Annotated in this window: 27 protein-coding genes and 2 pseudogenes; 11 read left to right on the top strand and 18 right to left on the bottom strand. The window is 65.0% G+C overall.

Going from position 1 to position 25,186, the window contains the following annotated elements:
• Positions 1 to 32: 32 nt before the first annotated feature.
• From AB8Z38_RS01815 to AB8Z38_RS01785, 7 genes are all read right to left on the bottom strand, one after another.
• A complete protein-coding gene (locus AB8Z38_RS01815) occupies positions 33 to 764 on the bottom strand; it encodes a GntR family transcriptional regulator (protein WP_369722803.1) in 732 nt (243 codons plus the stop codon).
• A gap of 129 nt (positions 765 to 893) precedes the next feature.
• Positions 894 to 1,085 carry a hypothetical protein gene (locus tag AB8Z38_RS01810; protein WP_369722802.1) on the bottom strand — a complete coding sequence of 64 codons (192 nt, stop codon included), beginning with the start codon at positions 1,083 to 1,085 and terminating at the stop codon, positions 894 to 896.
• A 135-nt stretch (positions 1,086 to 1,220) separates the two neighbouring features.
• Positions 1,221 to 2,528 (bottom strand): adenylate/guanylate cyclase domain-containing protein, encoded by a 1,308-nt coding sequence (locus AB8Z38_RS01805; protein ID WP_369722801.1) that lies wholly within the window; start codon positions 2,526 to 2,528, stop codon positions 1,221 to 1,223.
• Positions 2,529 to 2,635: 107 nt separating this feature from the next.
• Entirely contained in the window at positions 2,636 to 3,799 is a 1,164-nt protein-coding gene (locus AB8Z38_RS01800; RefSeq protein ID WP_369722800.1) for an ABC transporter permease, read from the bottom strand.
• Positions 3,796 to 4,728, bottom strand: coding sequence for an ABC transporter ATP-binding protein (locus AB8Z38_RS01795; protein WP_369722799.1), 933 nt, complete (start codon positions 4,726 to 4,728; stop codon positions 3,796 to 3,798). Before AB8Z38_RS01795 ends, AB8Z38_RS01800 begins: the two co-directional genes overlap by 4 nt.
• Entirely contained in the window at positions 4,725 to 5,471 is a 747-nt protein-coding gene (locus AB8Z38_RS01790; RefSeq protein ID WP_369722798.1) for an HlyD family secretion protein, read from the bottom strand. The genes AB8Z38_RS01795 and AB8Z38_RS01790 overlap by 4 nt, the downstream gene beginning before the upstream one ends.
• Positions 5,472 to 5,638: 167 nt before the next feature.
• Positions 5,639 to 6,328, bottom strand: coding sequence for a TetR/AcrR family transcriptional regulator (locus AB8Z38_RS01785; RefSeq protein ID WP_369722797.1), 690 nt, complete (start codon positions 6,326 to 6,328; stop codon positions 5,639 to 5,641).
• A 106-nt stretch (positions 6,329 to 6,434) separates the two neighbouring features.
• Between AB8Z38_RS01785 and AB8Z38_RS01780 the strand changes: the two genes are divergently transcribed.
• The 3 genes and pseudogenes from AB8Z38_RS01780 (at position 6,435) to AB8Z38_RS01770 (ending at position 7,680) form a co-directional block, all read left to right on the top strand.
• Positions 6,435 to 6,770 (top strand): ArsR/SmtB family transcription factor, encoded by a 336-nt coding sequence (locus tag AB8Z38_RS01780; protein WP_369722796.1) that lies wholly within the window; start codon positions 6,435 to 6,437, stop codon positions 6,768 to 6,770.
• A complete protein-coding gene (locus AB8Z38_RS01775) occupies positions 6,767 to 7,255 on the top strand; it encodes an SRPBCC domain-containing protein (RefSeq protein ID WP_369722795.1) in 489 nt (162 codons plus the stop codon). The genes AB8Z38_RS01780 and AB8Z38_RS01775 overlap by 4 nt, the downstream gene beginning before the upstream one ends.
• A gap of 12 nt (positions 7,256 to 7,267) precedes the next feature.
• Positions 7,268 to 7,680 (top strand): annotated as a pseudogene (locus tag AB8Z38_RS01770) (GFA family protein).
• Between the two features lie 94 nt (positions 7,681 to 7,774).
• Here AB8Z38_RS01770 and AB8Z38_RS01765 read toward each other — a convergent pair.
• Positions 7,775 to 8,185, bottom strand: coding sequence for a DUF2000 family protein (locus AB8Z38_RS01765; protein WP_369722794.1), 411 nt, complete (start codon positions 8,183 to 8,185; stop codon positions 7,775 to 7,777).
• A 201-nt stretch (positions 8,186 to 8,386) separates the two neighbouring features.
• Between AB8Z38_RS01765 and AB8Z38_RS01760 the strand changes: the two genes are divergently transcribed.
• Positions 8,387 to 10,168: a CHAD domain-containing protein gene (locus AB8Z38_RS01760; protein WP_369722793.1), complete on the top strand. Its 1,782-nt coding sequence runs from the start codon at positions 8,387 to 8,389 to the stop codon at positions 10,166 to 10,168.
• A 28-nt stretch (positions 10,169 to 10,196) separates the two neighbouring features.
• On the opposite strand, the gene AB8Z38_RS01755 is transcribed toward AB8Z38_RS01760, so the two are convergent.
• From AB8Z38_RS01755 to AB8Z38_RS01715, 9 genes are all read right to left on the bottom strand, one after another.
• On the bottom strand, positions 10,197 to 10,586 hold the full coding sequence (locus AB8Z38_RS01755) for a DUF4189 domain-containing protein (protein WP_369722792.1): 390 nt from the start codon (positions 10,584 to 10,586) through the stop codon (positions 10,197 to 10,199).
• Between the two features lie 169 nt (positions 10,587 to 10,755).
• Positions 10,756 to 12,369, bottom strand: coding sequence for an NTP transferase domain-containing protein (locus AB8Z38_RS01750; RefSeq protein ID WP_369722791.1), 1,614 nt, complete (start codon positions 12,367 to 12,369; stop codon positions 10,756 to 10,758).
• A complete protein-coding gene (locus AB8Z38_RS01745; protein ID WP_369722790.1) occupies positions 12,366 to 13,067 on the bottom strand; it encodes an XdhC family protein in 702 nt (233 codons plus the stop codon). The genes AB8Z38_RS01750 and AB8Z38_RS01745 overlap by 4 nt, the downstream gene beginning before the upstream one ends.
• Positions 13,068 to 13,069: 2 nt before the next feature.
• Complete coding sequence (locus tag AB8Z38_RS01740) at positions 13,070 to 13,393, bottom strand: XdhC family protein (protein WP_369722789.1); 324 nt, start codon at positions 13,391 to 13,393, stop codon at positions 13,070 to 13,072.
• A gap of 10 nt (positions 13,394 to 13,403) precedes the next feature.
• The gene (locus AB8Z38_RS01735) at positions 13,404 to 14,606 is read right to left on the bottom strand and encodes a VWA domain-containing protein (protein WP_369722788.1); all 1,203 of its coding nucleotides are present in this window, start codon (positions 14,604 to 14,606) and stop codon (positions 13,404 to 13,406) included.
• 126 nt (positions 14,607 to 14,732) lie between these two features.
• The gene (locus tag AB8Z38_RS01730; protein WP_369722787.1) at positions 14,733 to 15,656 is read right to left on the bottom strand and encodes an AAA family ATPase; all 924 of its coding nucleotides are present in this window, start codon (positions 15,654 to 15,656) and stop codon (positions 14,733 to 14,735) included.
• A 62-nt stretch (positions 15,657 to 15,718) separates the two neighbouring features.
• Entirely contained in the window at positions 15,719 to 16,525 is an 807-nt protein-coding gene (locus AB8Z38_RS01725; RefSeq protein WP_369722786.1) for a xanthine dehydrogenase family protein subunit M, read from the bottom strand.
• Between the two features lie 31 nt (positions 16,526 to 16,556).
• Entirely contained in the window at positions 16,557 to 17,042 is a 486-nt protein-coding gene (locus AB8Z38_RS01720; protein ID WP_369722785.1) for a (2Fe-2S)-binding protein, read from the bottom strand.
• Positions 17,043 to 17,176: 134 nt separating this feature from the next.
• A complete protein-coding gene (locus AB8Z38_RS01715; RefSeq protein WP_369722783.1) occupies positions 17,177 to 17,623 on the bottom strand; it encodes a carbon monoxide dehydrogenase subunit G in 447 nt (148 codons plus the stop codon).
• A gap of 170 nt (positions 17,624 to 17,793) precedes the next feature.
• Here AB8Z38_RS01715 and AB8Z38_RS01710 point away from each other — a divergent pair.
• The 3 genes and pseudogenes from AB8Z38_RS01710 to AB8Z38_RS01700 all read left to right on the top strand — a co-directional run bounded on the left by AB8Z38_RS01710 (position 17,794) and on the right by AB8Z38_RS01700 (position 20,489).
• A pseudogene (locus tag AB8Z38_RS01710) lies at positions 17,794 to 19,148 on the top strand (3-carboxy-cis,cis-muconate cycloisomerase).
• Between the two features lie 36 nt (positions 19,149 to 19,184).
• Complete coding sequence (gene pcaD / locus AB8Z38_RS01705; RefSeq protein WP_369722782.1) at positions 19,185 to 19,967, top strand: 3-oxoadipate enol-lactonase; 783 nt, start codon at positions 19,185 to 19,187, stop codon at positions 19,965 to 19,967.
• 129 nt (positions 19,968 to 20,096) lie between these two features.
• On the top strand, positions 20,097 to 20,489 hold the full coding sequence (locus AB8Z38_RS01700; protein ID WP_014494190.1) for a carboxymuconolactone decarboxylase family protein: 393 nt from the start codon (positions 20,097 to 20,099) through the stop codon (positions 20,487 to 20,489).
• On the opposite strand, the gene AB8Z38_RS01695 is transcribed toward AB8Z38_RS01700, so the two are convergent.
• Positions 20,451 to 20,975, bottom strand: a complete 525-nt coding sequence (locus AB8Z38_RS01695; RefSeq protein ID WP_369722781.1) for a hypothetical protein — start codon at positions 20,973 to 20,975, stop codon at positions 20,451 to 20,453. The genes AB8Z38_RS01700 and AB8Z38_RS01695 overlap by 39 nt on opposite strands.
• Positions 20,976 to 21,316: 341 nt before the next feature.
• Between AB8Z38_RS01695 and AB8Z38_RS01690 the strand changes: the two genes are divergently transcribed.
• Genes AB8Z38_RS01690 through AB8Z38_RS01675 form a run of 4 tightly spaced genes read left to right on the top strand, consistent with a single transcriptional unit; the run spans position 21,317 to position 25,137 of the window.
• Positions 21,317 to 22,234 carry a branched-chain amino acid ABC transporter permease LivH gene (locus tag AB8Z38_RS01690; RefSeq protein ID WP_369722780.1) on the top strand — a complete coding sequence of 306 codons (918 nt, stop codon included), beginning with the start codon at positions 21,317 to 21,319 and terminating at the stop codon, positions 22,232 to 22,234.
• Between the two features lie 58 nt (positions 22,235 to 22,292).
• Entirely contained in the window at positions 22,293 to 23,570 is a 1,278-nt protein-coding gene (gene livM, locus AB8Z38_RS01685) for a high-affinity branched-chain amino acid ABC transporter permease LivM (RefSeq protein ID WP_369726720.1), read from the top strand.
• Positions 23,567 to 24,400, top strand: coding sequence for an ABC transporter ATP-binding protein (locus AB8Z38_RS01680; protein WP_369722779.1), 834 nt, complete (start codon positions 23,567 to 23,569; stop codon positions 24,398 to 24,400). The genes livM and AB8Z38_RS01680 overlap by 4 nt, the downstream gene beginning before the upstream one ends.
• Positions 24,400 to 25,137 (top strand): ABC transporter ATP-binding protein, encoded by a 738-nt coding sequence (locus tag AB8Z38_RS01675; RefSeq protein WP_369722778.1) that lies wholly within the window; start codon positions 24,400 to 24,402, stop codon positions 25,135 to 25,137. Before AB8Z38_RS01680 ends, AB8Z38_RS01675 begins: the two co-directional genes overlap by 1 nt.
• Positions 25,138 to 25,186 lie beyond the last annotated feature (49 nt).

The raw sequence follows: 25,186 nt of genomic DNA, 5'->3' as shown, positions 1-25,186 counted from the left end.
TCGTTATTGATTGATCTTGCTGAAGCCCGCTCTCACCGGATCTCGGCGTGGTAGCGGAAGCGATCGGCGGGTCCGCGCGACCGTCGCCATTCGATCGGCCGCCGCTCCAGATCGAACGCGAGGCGCTCGATCACGATCAGCGGCGCATGCGCCTCAAGCCGCAGCAGCCGCGCCTGCATCTCGTTGGCCGTCTCGACCGTCAAGATTTCTTCGGCCGAAACCACGACCTCGCCGCAACGTTCTTCGTAGAGCGGATAAAGCAGGTCGCCGAACTCGGCGGTGTCGATCTCGAGGATTTTTGCGAAGCGCGATTGCTGGAGCCAGATCTCTTCCGCCAGCAGCGGTACGTCGTCGATCAGACGCAGGCGCGACAGGCTGATCACGGGCTCGCCTGTGGGAATGCGTAGCGCCGATGCGACAGCCGACGTCGCCGGCACGCTCTTGCGTCGGATGATGCGGCTCTTCGGAACGCGGCGCTCGCCGCTCTCGGACTGGAACCGGAAGAAGCGGAACAGCGAGGAATTGAAGCGCGCCCGCCGCACGAAGGTGCCGCGGCCCTGCTGGCGCTCCAGCACCACATCCGAGACCAGCTGGTCGATCGCCTTGCGGACGGTGCCGATGGCAACACCGTAATGTGCAGCGAGTTCGGCTTCGGACGGGATCGGCTCGCCGGGCCGCCATTCATTGCGGTTGATCCGCGCGGCGAGATCGTCGCGCAGGCGCTGGTAGCGTGGCAGGCGGTCGTCGAGCGGCGCTGAACTCATTTGGTCATATAGATGACTAGATGAATTCGGAGTCAAGCACTACGAAAATACCACGATGTTCGAGCCCGCCGCAGAAGACCCGCGGCCGGATCGCAGACTTCGCCGACCCGGCCGCGCCCAGCTCGATCGTCAGTTCGTGGTCTTCGGCATACAAGGCGGCTCCTTGTAGGGCGCGGTGGCATAGGCGCCCTCTGCGGGAGCCCTCACGCAGTCGCCCGTTGTGTGGAGTGCGGCGCGCCGCGCCGGCGCAGCGGCCACGGCGTAGGCTTGATAGACGGAAGCGGCGATCAGGGCAGCCGAGACGAAGCTCAATCGGATCATGGATCTTCTCCGCGTGACAAACGGAAGCCGAAAGATTTCGACGTCCTGAGTGCAGGAGCGGAATGCCGCCGCAGATATTTCATCGCGGGTCTTCAAACAAACGCGAGCGGCTTGCGAGGACGCCAAAAGCCTCCCTCACCCCAGCTGAAACACCGCCATCGGCTGCTCGTAACCGCGTACCGTGACCTCACCGAGCGCCACCGCATCGCCGCCGTCATCGCCCAGCGCCTCGCGCACGGCGGACGAGATCAGGAGCTGGGAGCCAAACTCCTTGTTCAGCGCCTCAAGCCGGGAGGCAAAGTTCACGGTGTCGCCGATCACGGTGTATTCCTTGCGCCGGGGCGAGCCGATATTGCCGGCGACGACCTCGCCGAAATGGATGCCGATGCCGATTCTGAGCGGCCAGCTGGTCTGCGCGTTGATGCGGTCCATCGCGCTCAGCATCTCGCGGCCGGCGGCGACCGCGCGATGGGCGGCGTCGGAGGCCTCCAGCGGCGCGCCGAACAGCGCGAGAAAGCCGTCGCCGAGAAACTTGTTCACGATGCCGCCCTCCCGATCGAGGATGTCGACCAGCACGGCGAAGGCGCCGTCGAGCCGGTCGACCACCTCCTGCGGCGTGCGCGACTGCGCGCCGGCGGTGAAGCCACGGAAATCGACGAACATCACGGCGACACGGCGGAGGTCGCCGGCAGCACTTGTGCCCTCCGCCATCAATCGTTCCACCACCTGAGGCGAGACGTGCTGGCCGAACAAATTAGTCACCCGGTCCCGCGCGGTGGCGGCCGCGATGCTCGCGGCAAATTGCCGCCGCAATCGCGCGCCGACGGCGCCCGCGAGCACGCCGCCGATCAGGATGATGGTGCTGCGCACGGCGTGAAAGTAGATCAGGGGTTCGCCGGCGTCGTCAGCCGAATTGTAGTACAGCGCGACGGCCAGGAGTTCGGCTGCGGCCACGAATCCCGTGAAGGTGGACAGCCAGAAATCGAGACGCAGCGTCGAAAGAATGATGAAGATGAAATAGGCCAGTGGCAGCACGAAGCCGAGCGCGGGCCCAGCGCCCATGCTGCGAATCTGGAGGATCAGGATGATCGTCGGCAGCGATGTTTCGATTGTTGCGCCGATATAGCGCCTGATCACCGGCAGGTCGCGATCGAGCTTGAGGTTTCGCGTGATCTGGCTGTGGACCCAGACCTCGAAGAGGATGAAGCCCGCCAGGAGGATGTATTCGCGGACAAGACCTCCCGTCCCGCGCCAGATCCGGTTCACGATGGCGGGGTCGATCAGGTAGGTCGAGGTGAGGAACAAGATCATCACGCAGCCAGTGATGATCAGCGCCTTCACCCGCAACAGCTCGGTGCGCAGCACCTCCCGCGTCAGCTCGCGCTCGAATTCGTCCGACAAAACGGCACGCTGCCGGGTTTTCCTGCTCGCAAAACTGACCATTCCACCCCCAGTCATTCCGGGGCGATGCGGAAGCATCGAACCCGGAATCTCGAGATTCCGGGTTCGCGCTTCGTGCGCCCCGGAATGACATCAGGGGGCATCTTGCCTCAATCCAGCGTGCGGCGGAAGCGCGTCACGGCGATCGTCATGGCGAGCAGCATCAGGGCGGCCAGCGCCAGCGCATCGAAGCGCAGGTTTTGCATGCTCGCGCCTTTCAGCATGATGGCGCGGACGATGCGCAAATAGTGCGTCAGCGGCAGGGCCTCGCCGACATATTGCGCCCAGGCCGGCATCCCCGCGAACGGGAACATGAAGCCGGAGAGCAAGATGCTCGGCAGGAAGAACATCATCGACATCTGCATGGCCTGGAGCTGGTTCTGCACCACCGTCGATATCGTGTAGCCGATCGCCAGATTGGTGGTGATGAACAGCGTCGAGAGCAGCGCCAGCAGGAACAGATTGCCCAGCACGGGCACACCGAACAGGAACACGCCGATGCCGATGATGAGGAAGGCCTGGACGAAGCCGACCAGCACGTAAGGGATGATCTTGCCGAACATCACCTCGACCGGCTTGATCGGCATCGACAGCAGGCTCTCCATGGTGCCGCGCTCGACCTCGCGCGTCACCGAGAGCGCGGTGAAGATCAGCATGGTCATGGTCAGGATGGTGCCGACGAGGCCCGGCACGATGTTGAGGCTCGAGACCGCCGCCGGATTGTAGCGGGCATGCGCGCGGATCTCGAACGGCATGGCCGGGGGATCGCCAATAAAGAGATCGTGCTGGAGCGCGGTCTGCACGATCATGCCGAGCGAGCCAAGCGCGGCGCTTGCCGCAACCGGATCGGTCGCATCGGCCGCGACCAGCAGCGCCGGCCTGTCGCCGCGCCGCACCGCACGCTCGAAGCCGCGCGGGATCTCGACGCCAAACAGCACCTTGCCGGATTTCAGCAGGTTGTCGAAATCATCGACGTCGTGCACCTGGTAGATGAAGCGGAAATAGGCGGTGTTCTCCAAGGCCTTCAGCACCGAGCGGGCGAGATCGGAGTCCTCCTGCAACAACACCGCGCTTGGCAAATTGTGCGGCGTGGTGTTGATGGCATAGCCGAACAGCAACAGCTGCATCACCGGCAGCATCACGATCATCGCGAACGAGACGCGATCGCGCCTGAGCTGGATGAACTCCTTGATCAGCATCGCATAGGAGCGCTTCCAGAAGCCGAACCGCTCGCGGATTTCGCGGGCGGGGGCCGAATGATCGACGGCACTCATTGGAAATTATCCTTGGAGCGGCCCATCAGCTCGATGAAGACATCCTCCAGCGACGGCGCCGATTTATGCCAGTGCAGGCCGGTCTTTTCACGCCACGGCGCGATGCTCGCCTCCAGTGCCGCGACATCGCGACCGGAGACGTGGAGCGAGGTGCCGAACGGCGCCACCATGTCGACGCCCGGTTTGCCGGTGAGCTGGGCCGTCAGGCTGTTGAGGTCCTCGCCGGTCACGGTGTAAGTCGTGAGCGCGGATTTCGCGATGACCTCGTCCACCGTGCCGTGCGCGAGCAGATGGCCATAGGCGATATACGCGATCTCGTGGCATCGCTCGGCCTCATCCATATAATGGGTGGAAACCAGCACGGTCAGTCCATCGGCGGCAAGCGCATGGATCTCGTTCCAGAAATCGCGCCGCGCCTTGGGATCGACGCCGGCGGTCGGCTCGTCGAGCAGCAACAATTGCGGATTGGGCAGCGTGCAGGCCCCTAACGCAAGGCGTTGCTTCCAGCCTCCGGAGAGCTCACCGGCAAGCTGCTCCCCGCGGCCGGAAAGACCGAGCCGTCTGATCATGTCGCGCGCAGCGCGGCGCGGATCGCGCAGGCCGTAGAGCCGCGCGACAAATTCGAGGTTCTCGCGCACGCAGAGGTCCTGATACAGGCTGAAACGCTGGGTCATGTAGCCGACCTGGCGCTTGATCTTTTCGGCATCGCGCAAGATGTCATAGCCGAGACAGGTGCCCTCGCCGCTGTCAGGCGTGAGCAGGCCGCAGAGGATGCGGATGGTGGTGGTCTTGCCCGAGCCGTTGGGTCCGAGGAAGCCGTAGATCGAGCCGCGCTTCACCTGCATCGACAGATCGTGCACGACCTCGCGGCCGCCGAACGATTTGCTCAGGCCCTTGACGTCGATCGCAATGCCGTTGCCGCCGTTCATCGCTTGTCCGCCACCGGCGTTTTCGGGTTGAGATAGACGCTGATCGGCTGGCCGACGCGCAGGGCATCCGGCCGCGAGGGCCGCGCCTGGACCAGATGGACGAGCTTGTTGCGTTCATCGAGGCTGTAGATCACCGGCGGGGTGTATTCGGCGGTGGTCGCGATGAAATAGATTTTTGCCGTGAGATCGGCGCCGCAATTGTCGCATGTCACGCGCACCTCGTCGCCGATCGCAAGCTTCGGAAGCTCGGTCTCCGGCACGAAGAAGCGCAGCTTCATGTTGCCGGGCGGCATGATCGAGAGCACCGGCCGCTGCGCCGCCACCATCTCGCCCTCGCGGAAGTAGATCTGCTGGATGGTGCCGGCGACCGGCGCAAAACCTTTTCGCCGCGCCATCCGCGTCTGTGACGTCGCCACCCGCGCCTCCGCGACCCGCAAGGCGGAGACGGCGGAGTCAAGATTGGCCTGCGTGCCCGAGCCGGTCTTGCTCAGCGAGGCCGCACGGTCATAGGTCTGTTGCGCATTGGCGAGCGTCGCCTTGTTCTGGTTGAGATCGGCAAGCTGGAGGTCGTCGTCGACGGAATACAAGGCATCGCCGGCCTTCACTTCGTCGCCTTCGCGCACGTTGAGCTTGGTGACCCGTCCGGCTTCGTCCGGGCTGACGAAGATCATGTCGGCCTCGACCCAGCCCTGGAAGCCGGGATCACGCTTCTCGTTGCAGCCGGCGAGGCCGATGGCGAGCATCAGAACTGCGATCGAACCGAGGCGCGGCCGAAACCGCTGTTGCACCCTCACCCTGAGGAGCCGCGAAGCGGCGTCTCGAAGGGCGAGGAGCCACAGCCGGGCCTTCATCCTTCGAGACGCGCGTTCCGCGCTCCTCAGGATGGGGTGAAAGGTGCTTTGCGACGACGTCATGTCGTGCTCCGTTTCCCAAATATCAAATCGAGATGAACGCGCAGCATTTCCTGCGCATCGAGCGGCGCGTGCTGCGCAAACAGGCTCTGCCACATCACCGCAATGAGCGCCGGCGCGACCAGGATCTGCGGAAAGCGCGCGAGATCCTTTTCGCGGATCTCGCCGCGGGCGATGCCGAGCTCGATCAGCGCGCGCATGCCGGCCATCCCGCGCGAGACGACCTCGCGGTAGTAGAAGTCCGCCACGGACGGAAAGCGCGGCCCCTCTGCAACGATCAGGCGCACGAGATCGCCACGCCTGGTGCCGATCACCTCTTTCAGGAAGTTGCTCGCAAAGGTCTCGACGAGATCGCGCACCGAGCCGGTCGGCGGCGGTAGTGCGTTGAGCCGCGCCACCACCGGCACGATCACGATCCGCACCAGCTCCTCGAACATCGATTCCTTGTCCTTGAAGTGCAGGTAGATCGTGCCCTTGGCCACGCCTGCGCGCTTGGCAATGTCGTCGAGCCGCGTCGCCGCAAAGCCGCGGGCGATGAACTCCTCCATCGCGGCGTCCACGATCGCGGCGCGCCGCTCCTCCGCGCGCGCGGCGCGGCTCGAGGCGGGCGCGGCTTTCTCTTCAGCTGGCGCGCCGCTCCGTGCGTGGACTGCGGATGCTGTGACGGCTTTGGCGGGCTTTTTTGTCATGGCGCTATTATGACTGACTAGTCAGTCACTGTCAATCAGATGAGCGCTCCCGACCGAGGAAGACATTAGTCTTGACTAATGCATTAGCCTACGCTAATTAGTCGGCATGATCGAAACCGCCCCAAACCCCGTCACCGCCGTGATGCGCGCCCTCGCCGATCCGACCCGGCGTGCCGTGTTCGAGCGCGTGTTCGAGAGCAAGGAGATCAGCGTCGCCGAGCTGACGCGCGGCTCGGGCGTGACCCAGGGCGCGATCTCGCAGCACCTGAAATCGCTAAAGCAGGTGGGCCTGGTCGCCGAGCGTGCCGATGGTCGCAACGTCTATTACCGCGCTGCGCCGCAAGGACTCGAGCCGCTGGTCACCTGGATGGATCATTACGGCGTCTTCTGGCGCGAGCGCTTCCAGAACCTGCGTGACCTCTTGAAGGAGATCGACCCGTGAGTGCTGCCGAGCTGAAAGCCGAGGCCCAACAAGCTATCCAAAAAGATATCCGGGACATCGTGATCGATGAGGTGTTCCCTCACGCGCCCGAGACGATCTGGAAAGCGCTGACCAGTGCCCAGTTGATCGCACGCTGGCTGATGCCGCCGACCGGCTTCGAAGCCGTCGAAGGCAACACCTTCACGTACCAGACCGCCCCGGGCGGCGCCTGGGACGGCGTGATCCATTGCCGGGTGCTGGAGGTCGTGCCGAACCGGCGCCTCGTCTACGCCTGGAAGGGCGGCGACGCGCGCAACACCGGCTACGGCGCACCGCTCGATACGGTCGTGACCTGGTCCCTCACCCCGGTCGAAGCCGGCACGCGCATCCGGCTGGTTCATGCGGGCTTCGTTCTGCCCGGGAACGACACGGCCTACACGGGCATGAGCGGCGGCTGGAAGAAGGTGGTTCGCCAGCTCGACGAGATCAGCGGCGAAGCCAAGTAAGGAATTATCGCGATGAAGAAGCCCTATACCGGCGGCTGCGCCTGCGGCGCGATCCGCTACTCGATAGCCAGCGAGCCGTTATTCGCCAATCACTGCCAGTGCCGGGACTGCCAGCGCGAGAGCGGCACCGGCCACGGCTCTACGCCACGTTCGCGCGCGACGGCGTCACCTTGACGGGCGAGGCCAGCCGATGGGACATGGTCAGCGACAGCGGCGGCGTGAAGACGCGCGCCTTCTGCGCCGTGTGCGGTGTGCCGGTCTACATGACCTTCGCAGCACAGCCCGGAATCTTCACCATCCGCGCAGCGAGCCTCGACGAGCCGGCCCGCTTCAAGCCGCAGGTCGTCACCTACGCCGCGCGCGGACATGGCTGGGATCATCTGGATCCGGAGCTGACGAAATTCGAGACCATGCCGCCGCGGTAGCGATTGATTGGGTTGATCGCGGCCGCGCGGAAGGTGCGCTCCCTCCCCCGCAAGCCTTGCGGGAGAGCCTCAACGGCCAACACCGGCACCTTCGTCAACTGTGGAATTTCAATCCATCGACGATCTTGTCGATCACCTTGCGCTCGGCGCGCATAGCGATGCCGACGAGATTGAGGTCAGCACGCGCCACCGCCTTCACCACCTCACGATTGGCCGCGTCGTGCGTGGTCTTGAACATGCCCTCGGTGTAAACCGCCGGCGCGACGTTGCGCGTGAGCGCACGATCGAGTGCGCGCGACAAGGCCGGACCATCGGCGCCATAGATCAGGATCGGCTGGCCGATCATCGCAAGATATCTTGTTCCAGAGGCGTCCTCATAGGCATCGCCAATGCATTCCGGAAACGCGGCAGCGACGCCGCTCGTCAGGAACGACGCGACATTGAGCTTCTGCCAGGCCTCGAGATCGTTGCGAATGACAACGGCGACTTTCGTGTCGAACAGCATGAATTCTCCCACACGCTTCCAACCGCCGAGAAAGACAGCAGGATTTCTCGCGCGACGATTGCGGCTGCGAATGTAACTCGGATTGACCTATCGATCACAGTTCGGAAATTTCAAGCGAGATGCGCTCGGCTGCACTTCTCCTCGCGAGTCAGGCGGGCTATATCTCGCGCGCCCCTGTCATCGAACTGTCACAAATTGCGAATGTCGGAAATTGGCGCCATCAAGCGATCCTTCGAACCCGCGCAGCGTCCGACGAAGACCAATGGTCATCCGTTGCCGGTGGACGGGAAGGCAAACAAGAACTCCGCCGTTTCCAGCGCAAGGTCTGGTTCCGAGTTCCGCAACGACGGGGTTTCGCCCGAAGCGTGCGTGCAGGTCGGCCGTTCCGCCGATGAAACGCGCGCCGAACCGATGCGCGGGGAAACCTCTGGCGAGATTGCCCCACGTGCCACCGAGATCGAGCTCAAGCTGCTTGTGAACGCGGATCGCCTGGCGGATTTCGGCAAGGCGCCCGTCATCGTCGCGAACGCGCGCAACAAGGGTTCACGGAAACACCTCAGGGCCGTCTACTACGACACGCCCAAGCGTACGCTCCAGCGCAACGGATTGAGTTTTCGTGTCCGCCAGAGCGGCACGCGTTTCACGCAGACGGTGAAGGCCGAACTCGGCAACGATCCGCTGCGCCGCGGCGAATGGGAAGCTAGCGTCTCGTCCATGGCTCCCGACATCGCGCTGGTGCTGCCCTTCATCCCGGACAAGCTGCGCGCCGAACTCCAACGGCAGCCGCTGGAAGCGATCTTCACCACCGACATTCGCCGGCATCAGCGCGTCGTCGACCTGCCGTCCGGCACGGTCGAGGTCGCCTTCGACCGGGGGCATCTGACATCCGGCGACCGATCGATGCCGGTCAGCGAGATCGAGCTGGAACTCAAAGGTGGTAACCCATCCGCCATCTACGAGCTGGCGCTGCGGCTGGCGGAGCATGGGCCGGCCAGGCCGTCCATTCGCAGCAAATCGGCGCGCGGATTTGACCTTGCGGCCGACAACCCACCAGCCGCGACAAGGCCGCGCAAGATACGCCTTGATCCCTCCGCATCGCTCGACGAGGCGTTTGCGGCGATCCTGCGTGCCTGTCTGCATCATCTGCTCCAGTCTCTGCCCGCCGCCGAGGACGGGCGCGATGCCGAGGGCATTCACCAGCTTCGCGTGGCGCTGCGACGCCTGCGATCCGTACTGGACCTGATGCGATCGGTGGTGTCGCTGAGCAAGGTCGACCTGCTGCGCTCAGAGGCCAAATGGCTGGCGCAAACTCTATCCCCCGCGCGCGACTGGGACGTGTTCCAGCACCAGACCCTGGGTGTCGTTGCGCAAGGCTGTCCGGCGATCGCGGGCTTCGACGCATTGGAGGCGGCCGTCGAGCAACGCCGGGGCGCGTGCTACGACAAGGTCCGCCTGGTGCTGGCCGATCGCCGCGCCTCGTATTTCCTGATCGGGCTTGGCAGCTGGATCGAAACCCGCGGCTGGCGCAGCGACGCCGCTCCGGAACATCTGGCGCAACTGGCCGAGCCCGCCCTGAATTTCGCACACCGCATTCTCTCGGCTCAGCATGCGAAACTGCTCAAGCGCGGCCGCCGTTTCAAATCGCGCACGACGGAAGAGCTGCACCAGGTGCGGCTCGCTGCCAAAAAATTGCGTTACGTCGCCGACTTCCTGCTGCCGCTGTACGGGCAGCGAAAATCAGCCAAGCGTTTTTTCAAAGCGCTGGCCGTCCTGCAACATGAGCTCGGACTGTACAACGATATGGCGACGACGGCTTCGCTGCTCGCGGATATCGGCATCGAGTCCTCGGCCGGCGCCACTGCGGCAGCCGCGATCGCGGGCTGGCAGGCCCACGCGATGGTCGGCGTCGAGCCGCGGCTGCGGAAGGCATGGTCGGACTTCGTAAAGACCAAGGTGCCCTGGTCGACCGAAGCGGAGGCATGATCGGCGGGCCAGCGACTGCTAAGAGCCTTCAGCCTTTGGCGTCGCAGGCCCAGGCCCGGATCACGCATTCCTTGCCGCCAAATTTGTAGCATTCGCGCGTGGCGGCATTGAGCGAGGCCGAGATCTTCGGCTTGACGGCATAGCCGTAGGCGCCGCAGGGATTGGCGAGATCGACCGACATCGCCGCGCAGGCGCGCTTCATCGTCACTGTCGTACATTCACCCTTGCATTGCTTTTGCGCCGCGGCGCGAGCCTCGTGCTCGGCGCCATAGTCAAAGGCCTGGCCATAGGCGCCGCACTTGCCGACTGCAAACGCACCGGCGGCGTGGGCTTCAGTGATGTAGCGGGCGCCGGCGACACAAACCGACAGCGCAAAGAAAAACATCGCGCAACGGCGCGCGACGACGTTCGAAGTCATGGAGAACCCCTCCCCCCAAGGCAGGTGGAGAAGACTCTAAGCGGCGGTCGTTTCCAGATGGTGAACGAGCGATTGAAAAGCCATTAGGGTGGGCAAAGGCCGAACGCCGTGCCCACCACCATCCACACCATCATTCCAAAATTGGTGGGCACGCTCCGCTTTGCCCACCCTACGGCACCGTCGCCCCCCGTGCCGCGTCCAGCGCCTGCGGCGTGTCGATATCGAGGAAGGCGCTCTCGCCGTCGACCGTCACTTCGGCGACTGCCTCCGCATGCTTGGCGATCAAGTGCCGCGCGCCGACATCGCCGTCGAGTGTCATCAACTCTTTGAAGAAGCGCCGCGACCACAGCACCGGATTGCCGCGGCGGCCTTCACTGACGGGCACGACGATGAGATTGCCGCGGTCCGGCGCGAAGCCGTCGATCAGGCGGTCGATCAGGCTGGCATCGATCAGCGGCATGTCGCCGAGACAGACCAATGCGCCGTCGCAGCCGTCAGGCACCGCCGCGATGCCGGCCTTGACCGAGCTTGCGATGCCGCCAGTGAAATCCGGATTGCGGACGAATTTCACCTTTAATCCTGCAAGCGCCTGTTCGACCAGATCGGCCTGATGACCGGTCACGACGATCACTTCGGAGGCCTTCGAGGCGAGTGCCTGCTCGGTCGCGATCCGCACCAGCTTCTTGCCATTGAACTCCGCCAACAACTTGTTGGGCCCACCCATCCGCGTCGAGCGGCCTGCCGCGAGCACGATGGCCGCGACCCGGCTGTTGCCCTCGATCTCCGGCTTGGCGCGCGGTTGCGGCCGGGTGACGATCTCCATCAGGAGGCCGCCGACGCCCATGCCCATCAGCTCGGACCGCGTCACCTTGATGCCGGCCAAGAGTCGCATCAGCACCCAGTCAAAACCGTTCTCGACCGGCGAGCGCGCGCAACCCGGCGCGCCCAGCACCGGCACACCCCCGGCGCGCGCAATCAGCAGCAGATTGCCGGGATCGACCGGCATGCCGAAATGCTCGATCTCGCCGCCGATTTCGGTGACGGCCGCCGGGATCACGTCACGGCGGTCGGCGATGGCCGAGGCGCCGAACACGATCACGAGCTCGGCGCCAAGCCCGAGCAGCTCTTTGATCGCGGCCGACAACGCGCGCTCCTCATGGGCGACGCGCCGCTCGGCGATGATGCCCGCGCCGGCCGGTGCGAGCCGCTCGGCCGTGACGCGCAGCGTCTTGTCGATCACCTTGGAGGACAGCCCCGGCAGCAGCGTCGAGACCACGCCGACGCGCTTGATCACATAGGGCGCGATCTTGAGCACGTCCTTGCCCGCGGCCTTCACCGCGGCGTCGCGCAAGCCTTGCTCCACGCCGAACGGGATGATCTTGACGGTGCCGACCATCTCCCCCTCGACCACCGGCTTGTAGGCGGAGAGCGTCGCAAAGGTGATGGCCTCGTCGATATTGTTGATGCGATCGACCGCGGCGCGATCGATCACCAACACGCCGGGGCGCGCGGCGAACAGATTGGCGCGGCCGGTGAAGGCGCGCTCGACATGGATGCCGTCGCCGCCGACGGCCAGCGCGATGCTGGAGGCGGCGACGTCCTCGGAGACATCGCCGGTCTCCATCCGCACCACGACGATGTCCTTGATACCGGCGCGCTCGAGCGCCTCGACCTCGGCAGCGCCGATGGTCGTGCCCTTCTTCAAAACCAGCGCTCCCTGGCGCAGGGTGTGGACGGTCACCCCGCCGATCGCATCCCTGGGGCTCGCCGGACCGAATTTCATGCCGCTTGTTCTTTTTGCTTGGGCGGCAGGCGAAGCACGGCCGTGATCTCCGCCATGATGGACACCGCGATCTCAGACGGCGAGACGGCGCCGATGGCAAGCCCGATCGGCGCGTGAATCCGCGCGATGTCGCTTTCGGTCGCACCCTGCGCCCGCAGCCGCTCGCCGCGCTTGGCATGAGTCTTCCGCGAGCCGAGCGCGCCGATATAGAAGCAGTTGCGTTCGAAGGCGTGCAGCAGCGCGGGATCGTCGATCTTGGGATCGTGCGTCACTGCGACAAAGGCGGTGTAGGCATCGACATTGAGCGGCGGCAGCGCCGTGTCGGGCCACTCGGCCACGAGCGGAACATCCGGGAAGCGCTCGGGGCTCGCAAAGGCCGTGCGCGGATCGACGACGGTGACGTCGTAGCCGAGCGAGCGTGCGAGCGGCGCCAACGCCTGGCTGATATGGACCGCGCCGACAATGACCAGCTTTGCCGTGGGCGCGTAGACGTTGAGGAAGAGCCTCTTGCCCCCGGCCTCGACACTGGCGCTCTTGCCCATGCGAAGCTGCTTGTCCAGCTCGGCAGCCAGCGGGTCTTTCGCGAAGTCCTTTGCCTTCACCAGCCGCTGCTCACCGCTCTCCGTGTCGGTGACCAGAATCACCGGCCGGCGCGCGGCGCGCTCGGCGTTGAGTTCGTGCAAGATCTCGAGCTTCACGGCTAGCCGACCTTTTCGACGAAGACGCGAATGGTGCCCCCGCAGGACAGCCCGACGTTCCAGGCGGTCTCGTCGGCGACGCCGAATTCGAGCATCCTCGGCTTGCCGCTCTGGATCACATCCATGGCCTCGGTGACCACGGCGCCCTCGACGCAGCCGCCGGAGACCGACCCCAGGAACGTGCCCTCGTCATTGATGACGAGGCTCGAGCCCGCCGGACGCGGTGCCGAGCCCCAGGTGTCCACGACCGTCGCCAGAGCGACGCCACGACCGGCTTTTTGCCAGTCCTCTGCCGCCTTCAGGATATCCTCGTCGCGATCGAGCATGGTTGACCTCTCAGGCTGCGGAGCGGATCAGGCTGCGGTGATGCGGCGGCAGCGGCCGGGAGAGCGTGCTGATCAGCTCCTGGATCGAACTCAAATTATGTACCGGGCGGAATTCGTCAACGTGCGGGAGCATCATTTTGATGCCCTGCGCCTTGGCCTCGAAGCCGCCGAACCGCAACAGCGGGTTGAGCCAGATCAGCCGCCGGCACGAGCGGTGCAGCCGGTCCATCTCGAAGGCGAGCTTGGAATCGGCCTCCCGTTCCAGCCCATCGGAGATCAGCAGCACGATAGCGCCCTGGCTCAGCACGCGCCGCGCCCACAATTTGTTGAAATTGTGTAGCGACCCCGAGATCCGCGTGCCGCCGGCCCAGTCCTCCACCGCCGCGGAACAGCTCGCCAGCGCCTCGTCGGGGTCGCGCTGGCGCAGCGCCCGGGTCACGTTGGTGAGGCGAGTGCCGAACAGGAACACCGAGACGCGTTTTCGCGCGTCGCCAATGGCGTGCAGGAAATGCAGGAACAGGCGGGTGTACTCGCTCATCGAGCCCGAGATATCGAGCAGCGCCACGATCGGCGCCGGCTTCTCGATACGCCCGAGGCGGTGGATGTCGATGATGTCGCCGCCGGTGTGAAGCGAGGCGCGCAAGGTGCGGCGCAGGTCGAGGCGCAGGCCGCGTGGATCGGGCCGATGCCGGCGCGTGAGAAGCTCGGCCTGCGGCAACCGCATTCGCTCGATCGCGCGCAGCGCCTCGGCAATCTCCGCCGCGCTCATCTGCGCGAAATCCTTCTTCTGGAGGATCTCCTTGTCGGACACCGACAGACGCAGATCCTGTTGCTGGTGCTGCGGCGTCTCCGTCATGCGCGGCTGCGACATCGCCTCCTGCACGCGGCGCGAGCCGGCCGGCGGCTTCTTCTTCGCGCTATCCGGCAGCGGCACCGAGTCGAGCATGTGCTTCCACTCTTCCGAGGCGCGGAAGAACAGGTTGAAGGCCTGCTTGAAGATCAGCGCATGCTCGCGGCGCTTGACGAAGATCGCCTCCAGCGTGGCGAAGACGTCGGCGCGGCTGCCGATGTCGATCACCTGGAGCGCGTTCACGGCATCGATGACGGTGCCCGGCCCGACCGGAATGCCAGCGGCGCGCAGCGCGCGGGCAAAGCCGACGATGTTGTCGGCGAATTGCTCGGTCCGCTCGGGCGCCAGGTAGTTGATGGCCATGGTTCAGCTATCCTCCCCGTCATTCCGGGGCGCGAGTGAAACGAGCGAACCCGGAATCTCGTGGTTCTCAGGTGCGCAATTGCGCACCATAGTCCGATGCTTCGCATCGCCCCGGAACGACGGTGGTCAATTCTCGCTCGTCGCTTCCTTCAGCACCTTCTCCAAGGCATCGCCCTGCATCCGCGTGATGTCGTCCTGGTACTTGAGCAGCGCGCCCAGCGTATCGCCGACCACTTGCGGGGTCAGCGCGCGGGCGTCGAGCTCCGAGAGCGCGGTGGCCCAATCGATGGTTTCGGCGACGCCCGGCGACTTGTAGAAATCCTGGTTGCGCAGGGCCTGCACGAAGCGCACGACCTGCTGCGACAGCTTTGCGGAGATGCCGGGCACGCGCGACTTGACGATCGCAAGCTCGCGGTCGGCGGCGGGATAGTCGACCCAGTGATAAAGACAGCGCCGCTTCAGCGCGTCGTGGATCTCGCGGGTGCGGTTCGAGGTGATGATGACGATCGGCGGATGCGGCGCCTTCACGGTGCCGAACTCGGGGATCGTCACCTGGAAGTCGCTAAGGATCTCGAGCAGATAGGCTTCGAACGCTTCGTCGGCGCGGTCGAGCTCGTCGATCAGCAGCACCGGCGGCCCCGCCACATCCGGCTCCAGCGCCTGCAACAGCGGCCGCTTGATCATGTAGCGGTCGGCGAAGATGTCCGACGACAATTGATCGCGATCGGTATCACCGGCGGCTTCCGCCATCCGGATCGCGATCATCTGCGCGGCGCTATTCCATTCGTAGACGGCCGAGGAGACGTCGAGGCCTTCATAGCACTGCAGGCGGATCAGCTTGCGCCCGAGCGCCGCCGATAGCACCTTTGCGATCTCGGTCTTGCCGACGCCGGCCTCGCCTTCGAGGAACAGCGGCCGGCCCATGCGCAGCGCGAGATACGCCACCGTGGCGAGCGACCGCTCGGCGAGGTAGCCGCGCGAGGTCAGGAGTTCGAGCATCGCTTCGACCGATGCCGGCAAGGCACCGGAGGTATTGGCCGCTGAATTCATGAAAGAGCCAGTCTCGCTACGCCCTGACACGGGGCAAGTGTTGGGCCAATCGGCAGACCCATCTATTCCTTGGCGTTGGCGGCATCGACGGCGCGCCGGGTCAGCACTCCGATGAGATGCGCGCGGTATTCGGCGCTGCCGTGGATGTCGCTGTTCAACCCCTCGGCCGGCACTTCGATGCCATCGAGCGCCTTCGCGGCGAAGCGCTTCTTCAAGGCTTCTTCAAACGCGGTAACGCGAAACACGCCTTCGGAACCGGCACCGGTGACGGCGACACGCACGTCCGACGGACGCCGTGCCACGAACACGCCGACCAACGCATAGCGCGAGGCTTGGTTGCGGAATTTGACGTAGGCCGCCTTCTTGGGCACCGGGAACATCACCTTGGTGATGATCTCGTCGGCCTCCAGCGCCGTCGTGAACAGGCCCTGGAAATACTCTTCCGCTTTCAGGCGACGCTTGTTGGTGACGATGGTCGCACCGAGCGCGAGCACGGCGGCCGGATAGTCCGCGGTCGGATCGTTGTTGGCGAGCGAGCCGCCGATGGTGCCCTTGTGGCGCACCGCGGGATCGCCGATTCCGCCGGCAAGATTGGCCAGCGCCGGGATCGCTTCGCCGACGATGGCGGAGGTCGCGACCTCGGCGTGCTTGGCGGTGGCGCCGATCACCAGCGCGCGGCCCTTCATCTCGATCGTGTTGAGCCCCTCGATATGGGAGAGGTCGACCAGATGAGGGGGGCTGGCAAGGCGCTGCTTCATGACCGGAACGAGGGCATGGCCGCCGGCAATCAGCTTGGCGTCTTCGTTCTTCACCAGGAGGTTGGCCGCCTGCCGCACGGTTGCAGGGCGATGGTATTTGAATTCGTACATGTGAATGTCCTGATCGCGGAGTGCGCGTGGGTTACGCGAGATCGGATTTCGCCATCGCCTTCGCGCCGGCGGCGATCGAGGCGACGATGTTCTGGTAGCCGGTACAGCGGCACAGATTGCCTTCCAGCTCCTCGCGGATGGTGTGGTCGTCGAGCTCGTTGCCCTTGCGATGCACGAGGTCGATCGCGGTCATGATCATGCCGGGCGTGCAGAATCCGCACTGCAGGCCATGGTGCTCGCGGAAGGCCTCCTGCATCGGATGCAGCGGCGCGCCGTCCGCCGCCAGTCCCTCGATTGTCTTGACCTCGTGGCCGTCGGCCATCACGGCAAGCGTGGTGCAGGATTTGACTGCCTTGCCGTCGAGATGGACGACGCAGGCGCCGCACTGCGAGGTGTCGCAGCCGACATGGGTGCCGGTCAGCCGCAGATTCTCGCGCAGGAACTGCACCAGCAGCGTACGCGGATCGATATTGGCGGTTACAGGATTGCCGTTCACGATGAGGGAGATTTTCGCCATAAGCACTCTCTTCAGCGCCCCGACGGGTCCCGTCGAAGCGGTTTTTTATAATTATTCGAACCCATCATATGGGCCATTGTCCGCTGGGGCAACATCGCCCGGGACGCAAGCCGCCATGACAAAAGGCAAGGCCTTCAGCCCTGTACGGCTTTGGCGAAATTGGCGAAAAACTCGTCGGCAAGTTTCTTGGCGGTGCCGTTGATCAGGCGCTGGCCGAGCTGCGCCAACTTGCCGCCGATCTGGGCCTCGACCTCGTAAGACAACAGTGTGCCGCCGTCTTTCTCCGCGAGCTTCACCACCGCGCCACCCTTGGCGAAGCCAGCCACGCCGCCCTCGCCTTCGCCGGAAATCTTGTAGCCGTTCGGCGGGTCGAGATCGCTCAGCATGACCTTGCCCTTGAACCGCGCCGACACCGGGCCGACCTTCATTTTCGCCGTCGCGCGGAAACCGCCGTCGTCGGTCTTTTCCAGCTCCTCGCAACCGGGGATGCAGGCCTTCAGCACGGCGGGATCGTTGAGCTTCTCCCAGACGGCCTCGCGCGGCGCCGCAAGCTGGACTTCGCCGTTCATCGTCATGGCCATGGGGGCGCCTCCCGGATCGCGAAACTATAATGCTGCTCAAGTAACGCACGGACGCCGCAAAGGAAAGGGCAAGCCCGGCCACGTGCAATGCATATTCGCAACCGCAAAATGCTTAGCCGCGCGGTTTGGGATTGGCAGAGCCGGCCCATGGTGGTTAGGTCGCGCACAACATGAGCACATCCCTCTCCCCCTGCTCGCGCCGATGCTGTCGAGCGCGGCCATGCGCGCGGTCTGCGACGACCGCTCCACCCTGCAGAGCATGCTCGATTTTGAGGCAGCTTTGGCCCGGGCCGAAGCCGCTACGGGCGTGATCCCCGGGAGCGCAGTGGGCCCGATCGAAGCCGCCTGCAAGGCGGATACTTTCGACCTCGCCGCGCTGGCGCAGGCCGCGGTGCGCTCGGGCAATCTGGCGATTCCCTGGTCAAGGCGCTGACTGCGAATGCCGGCAAGACCGACGCAGAGGCCGCGCGCTACGTGCATTGGGGCGCGACCAGCCAGGACGTCATCGACACCGCGACCATGCTGACGCTGCGCGCAGGCATCGATGCGCTGGACGCCGACCTCAGCCGTGCCATCAAGGGTTTTGCCGCGCTTGCGCGCACTCATCGCAACACCGCGATGGTGGCACGGACCTGGCTCCAGCACGCGCTGCCGATGCCGTTCGGGCTCAAGGCCGCCGAATATGCCGCAAGCCTCGCCCGTGCGCGCTGCCGGCTGAGGCGGCTGCGTCGCGACGGGCTCGCGCTGCAATTCGGCGGTGCCGCCGGCACCCTCGCAGCGCTCGGCGACAGGGGGCTCATGGTAGCCGAACGGCTGGCACAGGAGCTCAATCTGCCGCTGCCCGAGGCGCCCTGGCACACCCATCGCGACCGGATCGCGGAGGCTGCGTCGTGTTTCGCGATTCTCGCCGGAAGCTGCGGCAAGATCGCACGCGACGTCTCGCTGATGATGCAGACCGACGTCGCGGAAGCCTTTGAGCCCGCCGGCGAGGGCCGCGGCGGCTCCTCGACCATGCCGCACAAGCGCAACCCGGTCGCGGCCGCAAGCGCGCTCGGCTGTGCGACCATGGCCCCGCAGCTCGCCGCGACAATTTTTGCGGCCCAGGTGCAGGACCACGAGCGCAGCGCCGGGCCCTGGCATGCGGAATGGCCGACGCTGCCGCAGCTGATGCTGGTCACCTCGGGCGCGCTCACGGCCGTCGTCGACATCGCCGAAGGGCTCGAGGTCGACGTCGCGCGCATGCGCAGCAATCTCGATGCGACCCACGGGCTCATCATGGCCGAAGCGGTCACCTTTGCGCTGGCCGAAAAGATCGGCAAGAGCGATGCGCATCATCTGGTCGAGGCCGCGAGCAAGCGCGCGCTCGCGGAGAAGAAGCATCTGCGCGAGGTCCTGTCAGGCGATCTCGCAGGTCACGGCGCATCTTGCGCCGCAGAAAATTGCGGCATTGTTCGAACCGATGGCCTATCAAGGCGTCTCGCAAGCTCTCATCGACCGGCTGCTCGACAGCCTCGATCGCGAATAGAGCAGCCGTGAGCGCACATAGAATGGAGACGTCGCAATGCCCATGATCGATGCCGACGGTTGCCTGCTCAACGTCTCCGTCGAGGGTCGCGACGGCGGGCCGACCTTGATGCTCTCCAACTCGCTCGGCTGCACGCTGCAGATGTGGGAGCCGCAGATGAAGGCGCTGACGCAGGTGTTCCGCGTCATCCGCTACGACCGCCGCGGCCACGGCAAGTCCGGAGTGCCGTCCGGCCCCTACTCTATGGAACGCTTCGGCCGCGACGTGCTCGCGATCCTCGACGATCTCAACATCGAGAAGGTGCATTGGTGCGGCCTTTCGATGGGCGGCATGGTCGGGCAATGGCTCGGCGCGAACGCGCCTGAACGATTCGGCAGACTGATCCTCGCCAACACTTCCTGCTACTATGCGGAGCCGACCAAATGGCTGGAACGCATCGAGGCGGTGAAGAAAGGCGGCATCGCAGCGGTGGCCGACGCCGTCATCGCCGGCTGGCTGACCGCCGATTTCCGCGAGCGCGAGCCGCAGATCGCCGCCAGGATGAAGGCGATGCTGCTCGCGAGCCCCGTCGAGGGTTATCTCGCCTGCTGCGAGGCGCTCTCGACGCTCGACCAGCGCGATCTGCTGGCCCGCATCAAGAGCCCGACGCTGGTGATCGCCGGCCGCCACGACATGGCAACGCCGATCTCGGCGGGCGAACTGATCCGCTCAAAAATTCCCGGCGCGAGCATGACCATCATCGACGCCGCCCACATTTCCAATGTCGAGCAGCCGCACGCGTTCACCGACGCGGTGGTGGGGTTCCTGACGCAGCGCTGATCGCGCCATCGTCATTCCGGTGCGATGCGAAGCATCGAACCCGGAATCTCGATCCGCATTTCACCCACTTCCAGATTCCGGGTTCGCCTCTCCGAGGCGCCCCGGAATGACTGATCCGGAGGAAAGACCATGGACGACCAGAAGCGCCGCGATGCCGGCATGAATGTGCGCCGAAAAGTGCTCGGAAATGCCTGGGTCGACAAGTCGATCGCCAACCGCAACGCCTTCAATACCGATTTCCAGGACATGATCACGCGCTACGCCTGGGGCGAGATCTGGACCCGGCCGCATTTCGACGAGCGCACCCGGCGGGTGCTGGTGATCGGCACCATGGTCGCGCTCGGGCAATGGGACGAATTCCGCCTGCATGTGCGCGCGGCGCTGGCCGAAGGCGGCTTCACCCCCGATGACATCAAGGAAATTCTGCTGCAGCAGGCGATCTATTGCGGAGTCCCGGCGGCGAACCACGCCGTGAAGGAAGCCTCAGCGATTGTGCAGGAGCTCGGCCTGCTCAAGAGCTAGCGGCGCCGCAGCCGCGGCGGTCCGCGGCGGCGCCTCCGGGCGTTCGATCACCAGGACGATGGCAGCACCGAGCAAGAGCAGGAGCTCGGTGGCGTGCAGCCGCAGTGCGGCCATCTCGCCGACCTTCGAGGCCATCACCATGCTCGCAAACGAGATCAGGCTGCCGATCGCCAGCCCGATGCCGAGCGCCTCGTCGCTGCCGCCAGACTTGCGGGTGCGGGGAATGCAGAGAAGCGCGAGATAGATCGCAAAGAACGCCACCACGGTCAGTCGTCCAAGTGCCAGGAGCCAGGCGGCGCGCACCGTGCCGATGCCGGACATCTGGAGATTGTCGCTGAGGAACAGTGCGACCGCGACGCTCGGGCGCTCGTAGAGGCCGTGCACCGGCGCCACCACGATGTTGAAGGCGACCAGCGTCCAGGCCGGAATGAAATACGCCGCCAGCAGCGCGCCGTTGACCGAGCCGATCCGCCAGTTCCTGAACATCCGCTTCCCGCTTCGTTGGCCTGAAGCCTTCGACGGAAGGCGACGGCTTTGCGGGGAGCTAACTCGCATCGGACTGTGGCGGCAATTTAAACCCTTTGTTTACCTTAATCGCCCCGTCCGCCGGATACGGAACCCCGGTTTCCTCCAGAACACGGGAGAGCGGAACACGAAAATGACCTCTGTACAAACTATCATGCCCCCGCATCGCCAGTTGCGGGCGCCAGTTCCCTCCTGTTACAAAACGGGAAGAATGCTCAAGGGCTGCCGGGGCCCAAGAAGAAAACTTGAAGAACTCTTTCTCAAGAGCTCCCTTTGAGCGGTGTCAGGGTAAACGGCAGCCTATGGATTATTTCACCCAGCAGCTCATCAACGGTCTCGTGCTCGGCTCGATCTATGGCCTGATCGCGATCGGCTACACGATGGTCTATGGCATCGTCGGCATGATCAACTTTGCCCATGGCGACATTTTCATGATCGGCGGCTTCGTCGCCCTGATCACTTTCCTGCTCCTGATCTCGACCGGCTTGACCGCGATCCCGGTGATCCTGCTCATCGTGCTGCTGGTCTCGATGGCGATCACAGCCCTCTACGGCTGGACCATCGAGCGCATCGCCTACCGGCCGCTCCGCCACTCCTTCCGCCTCGCCCCGATGCTGTCGGCGATCGGGATGTCCTTCGTGCTGACCAATTACTCGCAGGTGGCGCAAGGCGCCCGGGTCAAGCCGATCCCGCCCTTCATCACCGGCGGCTACACGCTGCATGAAAGCGCGAACGGCTTCGTGATCCAGCTCTCCAACATCCAGATCATGGTGGTCGTCACCACCATCGTGCTGCTGGCGATCTTCACCTGGCTGGTCTCGCACACCCGGCTCGGGCGCGACATGCGCGCCTGCGAGCAGGACCAGACCATGGCGGCGCTGCTCGGCGTGAACGTCGACCGCACCATCTCCATGACGTTCGTGATCGGTGCGGCGCTCGCCGCGGTCGCGGGCCTGATGTACCTGCTCTACTACGGCCTGGTCGATTTCTTCATGGGCTTTGTCGCCGGCATCAAGGCGTTCACCGCTGCCGTGCTCGGCGGCATCGGCTCGCTCCCCGGCGCCATGCTCGGTGGCCTCGCCATTGGCCTGATCGAGACGTTCTGGTCGGCCTATTTCTCGGTCGAGTACAAGGACGTCGCGGCGTTCTCGATCCTGATCGTCGTGCTGATCTTCATGCCGACCGGCCTGCTCGGCCGTCCCGAAGTCGAAAAAGTCTGACGGCCGCCGCGTGACACCCACTCCGCCCAAGACCACGCACGCCAGTCGCACCGCCGGCATCCCCGCCCTTCTGAAGACCGCCTTCATCAATGCACTGATCGCGCTGGTGTTGTTCTCGCTGATGATCGGCATCCGCACCGAGGCGGGCTCCGACGGCCAACTCACCTATTGGACCCGCTTCGGCGATCTTGCATCGATTGTCGCTGCCGTTTTTGGCGGTTCGATTGTGATCGAGCTGTTGCGGCAGTGGATCGCTCCGACCGGTGCCGAAAAGCTGGTGCCACCCGCGGTGCAAAGCGGAATGTCGTTGCTCGGCCGCTATGTCGCCCCGGCGCTCCTGATTTTCACGGTGCTGGTGCCGGTGATCTTCTATGACCAGCGCTACATCCTCGACCTCGCGATCCTCGTGCTCACCTATGTGATGCTGGGCTGGGGGCTGAACGTGGTGGTCGGCCTCGCCGGCCTGCTCGATCTCGGCTACGTCGCGTTCTATGCGGTGGGCGCCTATTCCTACGCGCTGCTGGCCACCAATTTCGGCTGGTCTTTCTGGGTGTGCCTGCCGCTCGCCGGCATCCTGGCCGCGTTCTGGGGCGTACTGCTTGGCTTCCCCGTGCTGCGACTGCGCGGCGATTATCTCGCCATCGTGACGCTCGCCTTCGGCGAGATCATCCGCCTCGTCATCATCAACTGGCAGGATTTGACCGGCGGGCCCAACGGTGTCTCCAACATTCCGCGCCCCTCCTTCTTCGGCATCCCGCTCGATAACAGCGACAACGGGCTCGCCGCCAAGCTCGGCATCGAATATTCGCCGACCCATCGCATCGTCTTCCTGTTTTACCTGATCCTGGCGCTCGCGCTTCTCACCAACTGGGTCACGATCCGGTTGCGCCGCCTGCCGATCGGCCGGGCCTGGGAGGCATTGCGCGAGGACGAAGTCGCCTGCCGCGCGCTCGGCATCAACACCACGACCACAAAGCTCACCGCGTTCGCGACCGGGGCGATGTTCGGCGGCTTTGCCGGCGCATTCTTCGCCACGCGGCAGGGCTTCATCAGCCCGGAATCCTTTACCTTCCAGGAATCGGCGCTGGTGCTCGCCATCGTCGTGCTCGGCGGCATGGGCTCGCAGCTCGGCGTGGCGCTCGCAGCACTCGCCATGATCGGCGGCTTCGAGCTGTTCCGCAGCCTCGAGACCTACCGCATGCTGGTGTTTGGCATTGCCATGGTGCTGATCATGATCTGGCGGCCGCGCGGCCTGATCGGCCATCGCGCGCCGACCGTGTTTCTGACCAAGGCTCAGGCGATCTCGTCCGACCTCGTCAAGGAAGGGCACGGATGAGCGGCGAGACAATCCTTAAGGTCGACCAGCTCACCATGCGCTTCGGCGGCATCGTCGCCGTGCAGGAGCTCTCGCTCGCGGCCGAGCGGAACAAGATCACGGCATTGATCGGACCGAACGGCGCCGGCAAGACCACCGTGTTCAACTGCATCACGGGTTTTTACAAGCCGAGCGGCGGCACCATCCGCCTCACCCATGACGACGGCAAGGTCATCGCGCTGGAGCGGCTGAACGATTTTCGCATCGCGAAGCAGGCCAAGGTGGCCCGCACCTTCCAGAACATCCGCCTGTTTCCCGGCATGACCGCGCTGGAAAACCTGATGGTGGCGCAGCACAACGCGTTGATGCTCGCCTCCGGCTTCACCTTCCTCGGCCTGATCGGTGCGCCGACCTACCGCGACGCCGAAAAGCACGCGATCGAGCTCGCCACTGACTGGCTCAAGCGGATCAACCTGCTCGACCGCGCCGACGATGCCGCCGGCAATCTCGCCTATGGCGACCAGCGGCGGCTCGAGATCGCGCGCGCGATGTGCACCGAGCCCGCGCTGCTGTGCCTGGACGAACCCGCCGCCGGCCTCAATGCGCGTGAAAGCGCCGCCCTGAGCGAGCTGCTGCTTTCGATCCGCAACGAACTCGGCACCTCGATCCTGCTGATCGAGCACGACATGTCCGTGGTGATGGAGATCTCCGACCACATCGTGGTGATGGACCATGGCGTGAAGATCGCTGAAGGATCGCCGCGCGCGGTCCGCGACGACCCCAAGGTGATCGCAGCCTATCTCGGCACCGACGAGGAAGAGGCCGTGGCCGTGATGGAGAGCGGCTCGTGATGGCGCCTGCTCCCCTGCTCGCGATCCGTGGCCTGCATGCCGCCTATGGCAAGATCGAGGCGCTCAAGGGCGTCGACGTCGAGATCAATGCCGGCGAGATCGTCGCCCTGATCGGCGCCAACGGCGCCGGCAAGTCGACGCTGATGATGACGATTTTCGGCAAGCCGCGCGCCCGCGCCGGCCAGATCCTGTACGAAGGCCGCGACATCACCGACGTTCCGACCCACGAGATCGCGCATTTGCGCATCGCGCAAGCGCCGGAAGGCCGCCGCATCTTCCCGCGCATGAGCGTGGCGGAAAACCTCCAGATGGGAGCGGACGCCACCTCATGCACCGAGGCCGAGCGGGAGGCGACGCTTGCGCGCGTCTTCTCGCTGTTTCCGCGGCTGAAGGAGCGCTACGTCCAGCGCGGCGGCACGCTGTCCGGGGGCGAGCAGCAGATGCTGGCGATCGGCCGCGCTTTGATGAGCCGCCCTCGCCTGCTCCTGCTCGATGAACCCTCGCTCGGGCTGGCGCCGCTGATCGCCCGGCAGATTTTTGACGCGATCCGCGCCTTGAACCGGCAGGATGGCCTGACCGTCCTGATCGTCGAGCAGAACGCCAACCATGCGCTCAAGCTCGCGCATCGCGGCTACGTCATGGTCAATGGCCTGATTACGCTGGCGGGAACCGGCGCCGAGTTGTTGCAGCGTCCCGAAATTCGCGCCGCCTATCTGGAAGGCGGGCGGCACGGCTGAGGCCGCCCAATGCCGGACCCCGTCCGGCCGAATATGGCGATATCTCCGC

Origin of the sequence: Bradyrhizobium sp. LLZ17, assembly GCF_041200145.1 — a bacterium.
Lineage (GTDB): Bacteria > Pseudomonadota > Alphaproteobacteria > Rhizobiales > Xanthobacteraceae > Bradyrhizobium.
The sequence above is the reverse complement of the archived record's forward strand: the minus strand, read 5'-3'. Positions and strand labels throughout refer to the sequence as shown.